16 protein-coding genes are annotated in these 14,008 nt (G+C 72.8%); 1 reads left to right on the top strand and 15 read right to left on the bottom strand.

The annotated features are described in order from the left end of the window. Positions 1-79: 79 nt before the first annotated feature. A complete protein-coding gene (gene panC, locus Q0283_RS13315) occupies positions 80-1,087 on the bottom strand; it encodes a pantoate--beta-alanine ligase (RefSeq protein WP_298045085.1) in 1,008 nt (335 codons plus the stop codon). 54 nt (positions 1,088-1,141) lie between these two features. Here panC and Q0283_RS13310 point away from each other — a divergent pair, with 54 nt between their 5' ends. Continuing rightward, the gene (locus tag Q0283_RS13310) at positions 1,142-1,675 is read left to right on the top strand and encodes a low molecular weight protein-tyrosine-phosphatase (protein WP_298045084.1); all 534 of its coding nucleotides are present in this window, start codon (positions 1,142-1,144) and stop codon (positions 1,673-1,675) included. A 108-nt stretch (positions 1,676-1,783) separates the two neighbouring features. Here Q0283_RS13310 and Q0283_RS13305 read toward each other — a convergent pair whose 3' ends face one another. The 14 genes from Q0283_RS13305 to tilS all read right to left on the bottom strand — a co-directional run. Next, complete coding sequence (locus tag Q0283_RS13305; RefSeq protein WP_298045082.1) at positions 1,784-2,416, bottom strand: DUF3618 domain-containing protein; 633 nt, start codon at positions 2,414-2,416, stop codon at positions 1,784-1,786. Next, the gene (locus Q0283_RS13300) at positions 2,413-2,817 is read right to left on the bottom strand and encodes a phage holin family protein (RefSeq protein WP_298045111.1); all 405 of its coding nucleotides are present in this window, start codon (positions 2,815-2,817) and stop codon (positions 2,413-2,415) included. The genes Q0283_RS13305 and Q0283_RS13300 overlap by 4 nt, the downstream gene beginning before the upstream one ends. 125 nt (positions 2,818-2,942) lie before the next feature. Continuing rightward, positions 2,943-3,725, bottom strand: coding sequence for a hypothetical protein (locus Q0283_RS13295; RefSeq protein ID WP_298045080.1), 783 nt, complete (start codon positions 3,723-3,725; stop codon positions 2,943-2,945). A 121-nt stretch (positions 3,726-3,846) separates the two neighbouring features. Then, positions 3,847-4,752 carry a Rossmann-like and DUF2520 domain-containing protein gene (locus Q0283_RS13290; RefSeq protein ID WP_298045079.1) on the bottom strand — a complete coding sequence of 302 codons (906 nt, stop codon included), beginning with the start codon at positions 4,750-4,752 and terminating at the stop codon, positions 3,847-3,849. Next, a complete protein-coding gene (locus tag Q0283_RS13285; protein ID WP_298045077.1) occupies positions 4,749-6,422 on the bottom strand; it encodes a PH domain-containing protein in 1,674 nt (557 codons plus the stop codon). Before Q0283_RS13285 ends, Q0283_RS13290 begins: the two co-directional genes overlap by 4 nt. Continuing rightward, complete coding sequence (locus Q0283_RS13280) at positions 6,419-7,072, bottom strand: PH domain-containing protein (RefSeq protein ID WP_366134533.1); 654 nt, start codon at positions 7,070-7,072, stop codon at positions 6,419-6,421. Before Q0283_RS13280 ends, Q0283_RS13285 begins: the two co-directional genes overlap by 4 nt. Then, positions 6,990-7,553, bottom strand: coding sequence for a DUF3180 domain-containing protein (locus Q0283_RS13275; RefSeq protein WP_183530329.1), 564 nt, complete (start codon positions 7,551-7,553; stop codon positions 6,990-6,992). Before Q0283_RS13275 ends, Q0283_RS13280 begins: the two co-directional genes overlap by 83 nt. Next, complete coding sequence (gene folK, locus Q0283_RS13270; RefSeq protein WP_298045075.1) at positions 7,550-8,128, bottom strand: 2-amino-4-hydroxy-6-hydroxymethyldihydropteridine diphosphokinase; 579 nt, start codon at positions 8,126-8,128, stop codon at positions 7,550-7,552. Before folK ends, Q0283_RS13275 begins: the two co-directional genes overlap by 4 nt. Then, positions 8,125-8,499: a dihydroneopterin aldolase gene (gene folB / locus Q0283_RS13265; protein ID WP_298045073.1), complete on the bottom strand. Its 375-nt coding sequence runs from the start codon at positions 8,497-8,499 to the stop codon at positions 8,125-8,127. Before folB ends, folK begins: the two co-directional genes overlap by 4 nt. Then, a complete protein-coding gene (gene folP, locus Q0283_RS13260; RefSeq protein WP_298045071.1) occupies positions 8,496-9,437 on the bottom strand; it encodes a dihydropteroate synthase in 942 nt (313 codons plus the stop codon). Before folP ends, folB begins: the two co-directional genes overlap by 4 nt. A gap of 104 nt (positions 9,438-9,541) precedes the next feature. Continuing rightward, on the bottom strand, positions 9,542-10,150 hold the full coding sequence (gene folE / locus Q0283_RS13255) for a GTP cyclohydrolase I FolE (protein WP_183530339.1): 609 nt from the start codon (positions 10,148-10,150) through the stop codon (positions 9,542-9,544). Positions 10,151-10,214: 64 nt separating this feature from the next. Continuing rightward, positions 10,215-12,311: an ATP-dependent zinc metalloprotease FtsH gene (ftsH, locus tag Q0283_RS13250; RefSeq protein ID WP_298045070.1), complete on the bottom strand. Its 2,097-nt coding sequence runs from the start codon at positions 12,309-12,311 to the stop codon at positions 10,215-10,217. A gap of 241 nt (positions 12,312-12,552) precedes the next feature. Beyond that, positions 12,553-13,104, bottom strand: a complete 552-nt coding sequence (hpt, locus tag Q0283_RS13245; protein ID WP_183530321.1) for a hypoxanthine phosphoribosyltransferase — start codon at positions 13,102-13,104, stop codon at positions 12,553-12,555. 76 nt (positions 13,105-13,180) lie between these two features. After that, positions 13,181-14,008 (bottom strand): tRNA lysidine(34) synthetase TilS (gene tilS, locus Q0283_RS13240; RefSeq protein ID WP_298045069.1); only part of this gene is annotated, 828 nt, incomplete at its 5' end.

The raw sequence follows: 14,008 nt of genomic DNA, 5'->3' as shown, positions 1-14,008 counted from the left end.
GCTTGCGTCCGATCCTATCCGGGGCGGCGCCCGAGCGCCGCCCGGTCCGGGATCGGGGCGGAGGCCGCCCACCGTGCGCTCAGGACGAGGCGGGCAGCACCATGTTGTCGATGAGCCGGACCGGGTCGAACTCCGCGGCCACCAGCGCGAGGGCCTCGCGCTCCAGCGGGCGTCCCCACTCCTCCGGGGTCAGCGGCTCGAGGGTGGCATGGTCCACCACCTCGAGGTAGTCGAGCCCGGCCAGCGGTTCGGCCTCGATCATCGCCCGGGCCGCGCCGACGTCGAGCGGCCGGCCCTCCTCCGCGGCCCGCCGGAGGGTCCCCAGCGAGCGGTGGAGCACGAGGGCCGCCTCGAGCGCCTCCGGGGACAGTCGCGTGTTGCGGCTGGACAGCGCCAGCCCCTCCGGGGAGCGCACGAGCGGCACGGCCCGGATCTCCAGGTCGAAGTCCAGGTCGGCGCGCATGCGGCGCAGCACGGCCAGTTGTTGGGCGTCCTTCTGCCCGAAGTAGCTGAGCAGCCGCGCCGGGGCCGGGGGAAGGGCGGTGTGCCAGAGCTTGGCGACGACGGTGCAGACACCGTCGAAGTGACCGGGCCGGCTGGCTCCCTCCAGGACCTCGCCCATGCGCCCGGCCGAGACCGTGACGATCGGGGCGTCCGGGTACCCGGGATACATCTCCGCCAGGTCCGGGGCGAACACCAGCTCGCACCCCTCCGCGCCGAGGATCTCCCGGTCCGCCTCGAGCGTGCGGGGGTAGTTCTCCAGGTCGGCGGGGTCGCCGAACTGCAGCGGGTTGACGAAGACGGAGGCCACCACGATGTCGGTCTCGGCGCGGGCCTGCCGGACCAGGGCGGCGTGCCCGCCGTGCAGGGCACCCATGGTGGGGACCAGGCCCACGGTGGGCGCCGGCACCCCGGAGAGGACGGCCGCGTGCACCTTCTCCGCGAGCGCCGCCCGGAACCCGGCCCGGGTGCGGTGCACGGCGGGCAGGTCCTGGTCGCCCGTGGCGTGCCGGGCGGTGTCCTCCAGGGTCAGGCCCGTGCCGGGGGGGACGGGGGTGCGGTCGGGGACGCGGTCGAGTGGGCTCACGCAGGCGAGTCTACGAAAGTGGAGACCCCTCGGCGGACCGGACAGACTGGGGGCATGCACCTCATGACCGTCTGCCTGGGAAACATCTGCCGCTCGCCCGCCGCCGAGGCGGTGCTGGTCCACCGGTTGCGCGAGGCCGGCCTGGATGACGTGACCGTCAGCTCCGCGGGGACCTCGGACTACCACCTGGGCGAACCGCCCCACGTCATGAGCAGCACCGAGGGTGAGGCCCGCGGTTACGCGTTCACCTCCGTGGGCGCCCAGTTCGCGGTGGAGGACTTCGACACCGCCGACCTGATCCTGGTGATGGACGGCGCCAACGACCGCGACGTGCGGGCGCTGGCCCGCGGCGCCGACGACGAGCGGAAGGTGGTGCGCCTCGGTGCCTTCGCCAGTGACGTGGCCGGCCGGGGCGTCCGTGACGTACCGGACCCCTACGGCCTTCCCGAGAGCGCGTTCGTGTCCATGTACGACCAGATCGAGGATGCCGTCGACGGCCTGGTCCGGTCCCTGCGGGACGGCACGCTGCAGCAGGTTCTGGACACCCGGTGCGCCGGGAGCATCCGGAGCGGGCACCGCCCGGTGTGAGATCCAGCCGCTCCCGTCCGCCAGGAGCGTGGACGTGCCCCGGGGCACCGGCGCTGAGGCGTCGATGCCCCGGGGCGGGTGGGTCGAGCCGTACGGCTCAGGGGCGGATCAATAGCGCTCCGTGGTTCCCTGGACGTGGCGCGCCGACTGGGCGGACTCGTCCTTGAGCTGGCCCGCCTTGTCCTGTCCCTCGGCCTTGACGTGCTCCACGCCGGTGGTGGCGGTGTCCTTGACGGACTCCATGGCCTCCTGGGCCTGTGGTTTGAGGCTCTCCCCCATCTCCTGCGCCACGGACTCGGCCTCGTCCACCACCGGGGCCGCCCGGTCCTTGACCTTCTCGGCGGCCTCCTGCTCGGCCGATGAGGCCGGGATGAGCGATCCCACCAGCCAGCCGGCACCCAGCGCGATCAGTCCGGCGGCCAGCGGATTGCCGCGCGTACCGCGGCGGACCCGTGCCGGGGCCTGCTGGACGGCGTGCACGGCGTCCTCCGCCCGGTGCTGGACGTCGTGGGCCACGTCCTGGGCGCGGTCTTTGAGCCCGGGTCCGGACCTGGCGGCGTACGGGTCGGGACTGCCCATGATGGACTCCTTGACGGTGGTCATGCGCTCGCGGACGCGGTCACCCTGCCGGTGGACGGCGCGGGTGGGGTTGGCCTTCTCGGCCAGCGCGTCCACGTCGGCGCTGAGCTCGTGCCGGGTGCGCTCGATGTCGGCGCGGATCTCATCGGGGTTGTTGCTCATGGGGTCTCCTTGTTCGGGTTCAGGGTCGCCGGGATCTCCTGAACCGTCTCCTGGGTCTGGGGCAGACCCTTGATCCGATCGAAGTACTTCTTGCCCATCACGCCGAGCACGGCGGCCGCCACGCCCCAGAGCACGGCGACGATCAGGGCCGCCCAGCCCAGGTGCATCACGGACCCCAGGGCCCACATCAGGGCCGTGGACAGGAACAGCAGCACGAAGACGGCGGCCAGGGCCGCGCCGGCGAGCAGCCCCGCCCCCGTACCGGCCTTCTTCGCCTCCACGGTCGCCTCGGCCTTGGCCAGCTGGATCTCCTGCCGCACCAGGGTGCTGAGGTTCTCGGAGAAGCTGGCGAACATCTCGCCGAGGGTCTCGGTCCGAGCCCGGACCTCGGCCTCCGGCATCGGGGCCTCGGTGGACCCCGTGCCCGACGCCGGCCGGCCGGCACCCGCGGCACCGGTGACACCCGCGGCTCCCGCGCCCGGGACGGCGCCGGCGGGCGTCGGCCGGTGCTGGTGAGGATCGGTGGTCACGGGCGTCCCCCCGCATCGGGTCGGCCGGCGTCATAGGGCCTCTGCGCTGCCGGCGTGCCAAGGATCTCGTCCGCTGCGGGAGCACCGGTGCCGAGGTCGGTCCCGGCGACGGTTGGCGGGATCGTCGGCGGCACGGCCGGAGGCACGGGGACCTGTCCGACGCCTCCCCTGCCGCCGGTGATTGCTGCGTCCTCCGGGTAGACGGTGCCCGGAACCCTGCCGACCGGGACCGGGCCCGGTGAGGTGGGGGTGCGCGTCGGTGCGTGACGGGGGCCGTCGTCGTGAGCGTCCTTCAGGCCCCGCGTCATCCGGCCGGCGACGAGGCCAATGCCGGCGGCGATGGCCAGGAACGTCCCGGGCCGGCGGGCCGCGAACCGGCGCACGTCGTCGAGCAGGTCCATCGGCTCCCGGGACTCCAGGTGGTGGGTGACCCGGCGGGCCCGGTCGGAGAGCATCGCCACGGCCTGGTTGACCAGGTCGGACTCGGGCCTCTCCCCGCGGGAGATGCGCTCGAGGTCCTCGGAGATCCCGCGCGACTGGACGGCCAGCCGGTCCTTCTGCGTGGACAGCTGCGAGGTGGCCTCCTGTTTGGCCGACTCGGCCAGGCTCCTGGCCTGGCCCACCGCTTCGTCCTTGACGTGCCGCGCCTCGTCCCTGGCCGTGCCGGCCACGTCACGGGCGGCGCCCTGGGCCTCGGCGCCGAGGCGCCCGGCCTCCTGCCTCGCCGTCTCCTTGGTGCCCCCCTCGGAGGTCGTCGGATAATCCGGGTTCAGCGTCATGGAATTTCCTTCCCGTTCACGGCCGACGTCCTGGATGTGGACGGGCCCTGTGGGCGCGACTGTAGCCCGGGATCCCCCGGGCGTGGGTACCCCTCATCGGCTGCCGGACGCCCGGGGGCGCTCAGTCCCCCAGCGCGTCCAGCAGCTCGGCCACCGTCGCCTCGGACAGGGCACCGCGCATCAGGGCGCGCACCGCCGTCGCCCGCGCCATGGCCCGGTACGCCTGCCCGACGTCGGCCGGGACGCCCTCGGCGCCCAGCACCTCCAGGTGCCGCCGCACGGTCCCCACGTCCCCGCGGGCCACCGGCCCGGTCAGGGCACCGTCCCCGTTGGCGAGGGCGTTCTCCAGGGAGGCGTGCATGAGCGGCGAGAGCATCCGGTCGGTCTGCTCCACGCCGATCGAGGCCAGCAGCTGGGCGGACTGGGCGGTGAGGGTGACGAGGTGGTTCGAGGCGTGCGCCAGCGCCGCGTGGTAGGTGCCGCGGTCCGCCTCGGCGATGACCGCGGGCTCCCCACCCATCTCCACGACGAGCGCCTGGGCGACCGGCAGCACGATGGAGTCCGCCGTGACCCCGAACATGCAGTCCGCCAGCCGGGCGATGTCCAGGCTCAGGCCGGTGAAGGACATCGCCGGGTGGATGGCCAGCGGGATCGCCCCGGCGGCGCGCACCGGATCGAGCACGGACACCCCATGCCGTCCGGAGGTGTGGACCACCAGGTGGCCGGTCTGGAAGTGCCCGGCGTCAGCGAGCCCGGAGATCAGCTCCGGCAGCACGTCGTCCGGGACGGCGAACAGCACCAGCTCGGACCGGCGCAGGATCTCCGGGATCTCGAGTACGGGCACCTCGGGCAGCAGGGACTCCGCACGGCTCCGGGAGGCCTCGGAGACCGCGTGCACCCCCGTGACGGCGTGGCCGGCATTGCGCAGGGCGGCCCCGAGCACGGCACCGACCTTGCCGGCGCCGATGATCCCGATCCCCAGCCGGCCCGGACGGCCCGCGGGCGCCCCGCTGAACGGCGAGGTCATTCGACGACCTGCCGGGTGCGCTGTTCGAACCGGGCCAGCTCGTCCGGCCGCATCCACTCGTTCCGGTCCCGCAGCCGGCGGGCCTGCGCGGCGACCTCACGTTCTGCGCGGAACAGTTCCATGGCCACGGCCGCGTCCAGCTGGTCCACCCTCGGGCTGATCGGGCCGGGTGGGATGTGGAACGTCACGGTGGCCGCTCCGCGCCAGCGTTCGACCGGTCCCTGGAGCAACTGCAGCGACTGGATGCGCTCGTGGGGCAGCAGGACCAGTTCGCGGTTGAGCCGTCCCGAGCGGATCATCAGCAGGGACCGCGTGGAACGGAAGCCGTGCCGGCGCCAGACCAGGGGGGAGAACCAGCGCATCCGCGGGGTGGTGGTCACGAAACCGTGGTCAGCCCCGGAACCGTCGAGGGCCGCGTGCACCAGCTCCCGGGCCTCCTCGACCGTCCCCACCCCGGGATCCGGTGCCACCACCGTGAGGACGCGCAGCACGTCGTCGAAGGTGCCCACCGGCAGCAGCCTGGACTTCCCGGTGGTGCCGTCGGGGGACTCCCCGTACCCGGCCACCGTCACGGCCATCCGGTACCAGCCGAACAGCCTCCAGAGCAGGGGGCGGCTCACCTTCACGGCCTGGATCCGGCCCGGGGGCACGGTCTGCGAGGTGGTGTCCAGCAGGCCGTAGCGCAGGCGCAGGCCGTCCGGGATCGAGGCGACGGTGAAGTTCCACCCACCGTTGACGGAGGACCAGATGCTGCTGCCGACGCCGAACAGGATGCCGAGCAGCGCCGGCACGCTCAGGGCTGAGCCCACCTCGGCGAAGAACTCCTGCGCCACGCTCTCGGGCATCCACCAGCGGATCGCCAGCAGGCCGGCCCCGTAGAGGATCCCGAAGACCAGCACGGCCGAGACGAGACCGGATCCGGTCAGCGTCGCACCGATCAGCCGGCCGGGCGGCACCCGCAGCATGACCCGTTCGGTCTCCTCCTCGTAGTCGTAGCCGATGCCGGACGCGACCACGGGACCAGGCCTGCCTGACGGGTGCGACCCCGCAGACGGTGCTGACGGCCGTGCCGGGGGTGACGGTATCGCCGGGTCCGCGGCGTCGGGGACGAGGCCCGGTCCCTCATCCGCCGGGGCCTCCGCGGCCTCGACCGGGTCCTGTCCGGACTGGATCCCGGCGGCCCGGCGCATGATCTCCTGGCGCAGCATCCGGGCCTCATCCATCCGCAGGAAGGACAGGCTCATCGCCGAGTCACCGCCGTCGGCCGTCTCGAACTTCAGCTCCGCCAGCCCGGCGATCCGCGCCAGCAGGGGCTGCTTGATGTCCACCGCCTGGACCCGGTCCAGCCGGGCGTGGCGGTGCTGCCGGAACACGACGCCGGACCGGACCTCGACCTTGTCCGCGCCCATGCGGTACCGGGTGAACCGCCAGGACAGGAAGAACCCGCCGAGGATGAGCAGGAAGACTCCCCCGACGATCGCCGCCCCCAGCCCGAGGGCGCCGGTGTTCGCGAACAGGGCACCGGTGGTGGCCGCCCGGTAGATGTCCTCGAAGGCGTTCTGACCGATGATGAAGAGCACGGCGACGAGCGCGACCCAGCCCCGCACCAGGGGACTGACGGGATGGACCCGGTGCCAGTCGCCGTCGACGGCCGCGGGCCGCGGCGTCACAGCCCCGCCAATCTCGCCTGGCCGCGGGCCATCAGCTCCTCGCGCAGGCGGTCGCTCTCGGTGGGCTCGATGCCGTCGATGCTGGCGTCGGTGCTGCCCGAGGCCGTCTTGATGGTCAGCGTCCGGATCCCGAAGCGGCGCTGCAACGGGCCCTCGTTCACGTCCAGGTACTGCAACCGGCCGTAGGGCACGGCGGTGATCTGGCGGGAGATGATCCCCGAGCGCAACAGCAGTTCGTCGTCCTGCTCGGAGTAGCCCAGGGCCCGGACCCGGCGTGGCACCAGGGCCAGGTCGATGACGGCCCAGAGCAGCATCACCGCGGGCAGCAGCCAGGCCAGCCAGCCCGGGTAGCCCTCCCAGACGCCGCCCAGGCGCAGCACGAGGGGAACGGAGACGATGGCCAGCCACACCACCCAGCCGATGGTCTTGCTGATCAGCCTGACCGGGACGAGCCGCGGGGACACCGCGGTCCACTCCACCCCGGCCGCCTCGATGGGGGCCAGGCCGCGGCCGTCACCGGCCGGGGCGCGGCGGTCGGCGGCCGGGGACGCCACAGCGGCCGGACCCTCACCGCCGGGCCGGACCGGGCCGGGAACGGCCCGGTCCGGCACCTCGGCCGTAGACGGGTCCGGTGCCACGTTCGGGTCCATTGATCTCCTTGTCCGGGCCACCGTTCGCGGACGGCCCGTCTGCTCCGTCCTCAGGGGGGAGGCGGCAGAACTGCTCCACCACGAATCCCACGATAACCAGTACCAACCCGCCGATGATCATCAGCAGGGCGTCGTTGACGGTGGGCGTGCCGAATCCGGTGGCCGAGACCAGGTGCACCAGCACCCCGGCGTGCCAACCGGCGATCAGCGCTCCCGCATACGCCCCGGCCTGGGCCAGCACCAGGGTCCGGGCCGAGGCCACGGGATTCATCCGGGCGGCCGGCGGGCGCTTCTTGTCCCGCTGCACGCGGATCCCCAGCGCCAGCACCAGCACCGCCACCGCGGTCACGGTGATCGCCGATGACGCGGCCAGCACCGGCGAGACCAGCCCCGCGCCGGCGGCAACCAGCGCGGACAGCCAGCCCACCACGGCGGTCCCGGCGAAGACCAGCAGCAGCCACAGCGGACGGATGGAGGTCACGGCGTCGGCGCCCCCGTCCCGGTCTCCTGCGCACCGGGCAGCCGGCGGACCGTGCCGGCGTCGGCGGCCCGCGCCGCGAGCCCGGCCACGCTCACGCCGCCGAGGGTCGCCTGCGGATCGAGCCAGGACCACGGCGCGAGCACGAACGCCCGCTCGTGGGCCCGGGGGTGGGGCAGGGTCAGTTCCGGGTGATCCGAGGAGAGGTCGGCGTAGGTGATGACGTCCACGTCCAGGGTGCGCGGCCCCCAGCGCACCTCACGGGTGCGGTGATGGGCCTGCTCCACCGCCTGGCAGGCGGCGAGCAGCTGCCGCGGGGTCAGGGTCGTCTCCACGGACAGCACCAGGTTCAGGTAGTCCGGCTGGCCGGCCGGTCCCCCGACGGCGGCGGTCACCGCGACCGGCGAGACACCGGTCAGCTCGATGCCCGCGTGCTCCGCCAGCTCCCGCACCGCGGCCTGCAGGGTGGCCGCTGGGTCACCGAGGTTGGCGCCGAGGGCCAGGACGGCCGGGACGGGCGCCGCGGGGACGCGGTCCAGGGGATCCGCGGCCGGCTCACCCGGTTCCGGCAGGCTCATGCCCGGCTCCGGTGCACCGTGACCGCGACGTCGGCGAAGTCGGCCTCGATCGGCGCCCCCGGCTTGTGCACGGTCACCTCGACGGCGGCGGCCACCGGTTGCGCGTCCAGGACGGACTGGGCGATCCGCTCCGCGACGGTCTCGATGAGGTCGAACGGCTCGCCGGTGACCACGGTGAGGACGGCGTCCGCGACCTCGGCGTAGTTGACGGTGAGGGCCAGGTCGTCCGTGGCGGCGGCCGGGGCGGCGTCGAGGTGCACGACGACGTCGGTGATGAACTCCTGCCCGTCGCGCTTCTCCGCGGGGAACACCCCGTGGAAGCCGCGGGCCCGCAGGCCGGTCAGCGCGATGCGGTCCGGCACGGCGGTCACGCCCCCGGGTGGCGCCGGGACGGGACCGCGGCGGGACCGGCCCAGGCCTGGGCGGTCTTCACGGCGTGCAGGGAGGACTCCACGTCGTGCACGCGCACCCCCCACACGCCGTGCGAGGCCGACAGCGCCGAGACGGCGGCGGTGGCGTGGTCGCGGGCCGTGGCGACCGGTTCGGCCCCGGAGTCCGTGGCCAGCAGCGTGCCCAGGAAGCGCTTGCGCGAGGCGGCCACCAGCACGGGCAGGCCCAGGGCCATCAGCCGGGGCAGGCCCCGCAGCAGCTCCCAGTTCTGCTCCCCGGACTTGGCGAAGCCCAGGCCGGGGTCCAGGATGAGCTGCTCGGGCTTCACCCCGGCGGCCAGGAAGGTGTCCTTGAGCCGGGTCAGTTCCTGGATGACCTCCTCGACCACGTCGTCGTAGACGGCCAGGGAGTCCATCGTCTGGGCGTTGCCGCGATTGTGCATCAGGATGTAGGGGGCGCCGGTCCGGGCGATCAGCTCGGGCATGTCCGGCTCGTGGTTGAGCCCCGAGACGTCGTTGATGATGACGTCGCCCAGCTTCAGGGCCGCCTCCGCGGTGGCGGTGTGCATGGTGTCCACCGAGACCACGGCACCGGCCTTGAGCAGTGCCTCGATGACCGGCAGCACGCGGTTCTGCTCGGTGAGCGGGTCGATGGGCTCCGCACCGGGCCGGGTGGACTCCCCGCCGACGTCGATCAGGTCCGCACCCGAGTAGTGCAGGCGCAGGCCCTGTTCGATGGCGGTCTCCGTGTCCAGGTAGTCACCGCCGTCCGAGAACGAGTTGTGGGTGACGTTCAGGATGCCCATCACCAGCGTGCGGTCCGTGGGCAGGTCCGCCAGCCGCCGCCGCCGCACCTTCCGGATGACGGTGAGTGGTCCGGTGGCCGGCCCCGTCCCTGCCTGTGCTGCCATCGAGTCCATCGGTGGTCCTTTCGTCTGCGGTCGGTCGGGGCGTGGCCGGGTGTCCCGGGCGGTCGCGCAGGCCTCGTCCGGGACGAGGGCCGCACGGCCGCCCGTTCCAGGGGTCAGCCGTGGAGGATCAGGCTCATCGCCTCGGCCCGGGTGGAGGCGTCGCGCAGTTGTCCGCGCACCGCCGAGGTCACGGTCTTGGCACCGGGCTTGCGCACGCCGCGCATGGACATGCACAGGTGCTCGGCCTCCACCACCACGATCGCCCCGCGCGGGTGCAGGTGCGTCATGAGCGCCTCGACGACCTGGGTGGTCAGCCGCTCCTGGACCTGGGGGCGCCGGGCGTAGATCTCGACCAGCCGGGCCAGCTTGCTCAGTCCGGTGACGCGGCCCTCCAGCGAGGGGATGTAGCCGATGTGCACGGTGCCGTGGAAGGGGACGAGGTGGTGCTCGCAGGTGGAGTAGAACGAGATGTCCTTCACCAGCACGAGCTCCTCGTGGGAGATGTCGAAGGTGGTGCCCAGGACCTCGGCCGGGTCCTGCTGGAGCCCGGCGAAGAACTCCGCGTAGGCCTTGGCCACCCGCGACGGGGTGTCCTGCAGGCCCTCGCGGTCCGGGTCCTCGCCGACGGCCTCGAGGATCTCGCGCACCGCGGCCCGGATGCGCGGCTGGTCCACGCCGACCGGGGGCAGTTCCGCCTCGGGGTCTGCCGCCAGCACGTCCACGTCAGTGGGTGGTTGGCTCACCGTCTCGGGTGCGCGTTCAGGAGAAGTGTCCACGGTCCCGATCCTAGCGGTGGGGCCCGGCGGGCACGTCCGTGGGTCCGGCCCCCGGGCCACCGCCGGAACCGCCGGGGCTCTCCCCGGGGAGCTGGCTGCCCGGCGTCGGGTCCACGGCGGGGGTCAGCGAGTCGGACGTCGACTCCGGGTCGACGGGGCCGGCGTCGTGCCCGTTCTTCGCGGCGAGGGCCCGGCGCTCCGCCGGGGACAGCACCGGGGGCTGGTCCGAGACCGGCCGGTCCTCGCTGGAGAGCCAGACCTCACGGGCCTCGCGCTTGCGGATGTCCGCGAAGATCTCGGCGATCTCGGCCTGGTTCAGCGTCTCCCGCTCCAGCAGCTCGTAGGCGAGCCGGTCCAGGATGTCCCGGTTCTCGTTCAGGATCCAGTAGGCCTCGTCGTGGGCCTGGTCCAGCAGTCCGCGGACCTCCTCGTCCACCACGGCGGCCACGCGCTCCGAATACTCCCGGCCGCTGCCCATGTCACGGCCCATGAAGGGCTCACCGCTGCCGGAACCGAGCTTCACGGCGCCCACGCGCTCGCTCATGCCGTACTCCGTGACCATCTTGCGGGCCGTCTCCGTGGCCTTGGAGATGTCGTTCGAGGCGCCCGTGGACGGGTCGTGGAAGATGATCTCCTCGGCCACCCGGCCGCCCATCGCGTAGGCCAGCTGGTCCAGCAGCTCGTTGCGTGTGACGGAGTACTTGTCGTCCTCCGGGACCACCATGGTGTAGCCCAGGGCACGCCCGCGGGGCAGGATGGTGATCTTCGTGACCGGGGCCGAGTTCCGCAGCCCCGCGGCCACCAGGGCGTGCCCGCCCTCGTGGTAGGCGGTGACCTTGCGCTCGTGCTCCTTCATGAGCCGGGAGCGCTTCTGCGGGCCGGCCATGACGCGGTCCACGGCCTCGTCGAGGGCGCGGTCGTCGATCAGCTGGGCGTTGGAGCGCGCCGTGAGCAGGGCCGCCTCGTTGAGCACGTTGGCCAGGTCGGCACCGGTGAAGCCGGGGGTGCGCTTGGCCAGGGAGCGCAGGTCCACGCCGGGCGCCATCGGCTTGCCCTGGGCGTGCACCTGCAGGATCTGGTTCCGGCCCTCCAGGTCCGGTGCCTCCACCGGGATCTGGCGGTCGAAGCGGCCGGGCCGCAGCAGGGCCGGGTCCAGGACGTCCGGGCGGTTGGTGGCCGCGATCAGGATGACGTTGGTGGTCGCGTCGAAGCCGTCCATCTCCACCAGGAGCTGGTTGAGGGTCTGCTCGCGCTCGTCGTTGCCGCCGCCCACGCCGGCACCGCGGTGGCGACCGACGGCGTCGATCTCGTCGACGAAGATGATGGCCGGGGAGTTGTTCTTGGCCTGTTCGAAGAGGTCGCGCACCCGGGAGGCGCCGACGCCGACGAACATCTCCACGAAGTCCGAACCGGAGATGGAGTAGAACGGCACGCCGGCCTCACCGGCCACGGCCTTGGCCAGCAGGGTCTTGCCGGTGCCGGGAGGACCGTAGAGCAGCACGCCCTTGGGGATCTTGGCGCCGACGGCCTGGAACTTGGCGGGCTCGGAGAGGAACTCCTTGATCTCGTGGAGTTCCTCCACGGCCTCCTCGGCGCCGGCCACGTCCTCGAACGTCACCTGCGGCATGTCCTTCGAGATCAGCTTGGCCTTGGACTTGCCGAACTGCATGACCTTGCCGCCGCCGCCCTGCATCCGGGACATCAGGAACCAGAAGACCAGGGCGATGAGCAGGAACGGGATCATGAACCCGAGCAGGGACAGCAACCAGTTGTTCTGCACCGGCTGGTCCGTGAAGCCGTCCAGGGAGGAGGCGTCGATGGCCTCCACGACCTTCTCGGCGCGCGCGGTGGAGTAGTAGAAGTACACCTCCGTGCCGAGCTCGCGCCCGTCCTGGGTGTACGGGTCCCGCAGTGTCAGGTCGACGCGCTGGTCGCCGTCCTGGATGCGGGCCTGCTCGGCCTTGTTCTCCTGCAGCAGGGCCAGGCCGACGTTCGTGTCGACGCGTGCGCTGGAACCCTGGGTGAGGGCCGGGATGATCAGCACCAGGAACAGGGCGGCCAGGACGATCCAGATGATCGGGCCCTTGAAGACCTTCTTGGCTTTCAACAACTCTCCTGACTGTGGCCTGCGGCGCGGGCGTGGCGTCCGCGGCGGTGTGGCTGGCCCGGGGCACAGCCGTACCCTTCAACGGTACCGGGCGCCGATCTATGCCGGGGGTCCGGGAGACCGCTTTTCGCGAGCGGTGGAATGCCCGCGGCGGCCCCGTCCCCCGGTCCTCCGCCCTCGTGCGGCACGAGGGGACGGATCCGGGGGTGCCGGAGGAGCGGGGGCTCCCCGCCGGCCGGGGTCAGGAGTAGACGTGCGGGGCGAGGGTGCCGATGAAGTCCAGGTTGCGGTACTTCTCGTCGAAGTCCAGCCCGTAGCCGACCACGAACTCGTTCGGGATGTCCTTGCCGACGTACTTGACGTCGATGTCCACCTTCATCGCCTCGGGCTTGCGCAGGAACGCGCAGATCTCCACGGAGGCGGGACCGCGGGACTCGAGGTTGGTCTTCAGCCAGGACAGGGTCAGGCCGGAGTCGATGATGTCCTCGACGATCAGCACGTGCCGGCCCATCAGGTCGGCGTCGAGGTCCTTGAGGATCCGCACCACGCCGGAGGACTGGGTCCCCGAGCCGTAGGAGGACACTGCCATGAAGTCCAGGGTGACGTGGGAGCTCAGGGCCCGGGACAGGTCCGCCATGACCATGACCGCGCCCTTGAGGACGGCCACCAGCAGCACGTCCTTGTCCTGGTAGTCCCGGTCGATCTGGGCTGCGAGGTCCTTGATGGTGGACTGGATCTGCTCTGTGGTCATGAGCACGTGCTCCAGGTCGCCCTGCACGTCCTGTGCTTCCATGCGGTCTGCTCCTGCTGGGTGTCTGATACCGGTCGGACGCGGCGGACGGGACCGCTCCGCCGGTCGGCGGCGGTGGCTACCGGCCAGCGTCAAGGACCAGTCTCGCACACCCGGCCTCACGATGACGGCGTGCGGTGACGCCCCCGGCCAGCTCGACAGGACCGGCCGATCCGCCGCCCGCGGACCGAGTGGAGACCAGCCTCTCCACGGCCAGGACCCGCTCCCGGCTGGGGCGTTCTCCCCCGGCCGCCACGACGGCCAGGCCGATCACCCGCAGCCGGACCGCCGTCGGCAACGCGGCCAGCTCCTCGAGGGGGAGGCTGACGTGACCGATCCCACGCTCGGGGCCCTCGGAGGAGGGTCCCACCGTCGCGGTGTCCGAGAGCCGGTCGTACTCCCGCCGGCTCCACTGCTCGAGGGCGTCGGCGTCCTCGGCCGCGATCTCCGCGCTGCGGGCGAGGGCGGCCGCGATACCGGGGCCGATCCCCGCCACCGGGTCCTCCAGCAACGGCATCACGCGGGTGCGGACGCGCGAGCGCAGGAAGGCCGGGTCGGCATTGGCCGGGTCCTGCCACCACCGGATCCCGGCCCAGCGGCAGATGGCCTCCGTGTCCTGACGGGCCAGCCCCAGCAGGGGTCGCACCAGCAGTCCGCGGCTGGCGGGCATCCCGGCCAGGGAGCGCGTCCCCGAACCCCGGGCCAGGCCGAGCAGGACCTGCTCCGCCTGGTCGTCGCGGGTGTGCGCGAGCAGCACGGCCTGGGCACCTGCACGCCGCGCCGCGGCCCGGAGCGCGGCGTACCGGGCCGTGCGGGCGTCTGCCTCCGGACCGGCACCGGTCCCGAGGACGTCGACCCGCTCGACGGTCACCGGGTCCAGCCCCAGCCGCCGGGCGATCCCGGCGGC

The sequence above is a fragment of the uncultured Citricoccus sp. genome (genome assembly GCF_937871995.1).
Classification (GTDB): Bacteria; Actinomycetota; Actinomycetes; order Actinomycetales; family Micrococcaceae; genus Citricoccus.
Note: the sequence above shows the minus strand (reverse complement) of the source record. Positions and strands in the feature narration are given on the sequence as shown.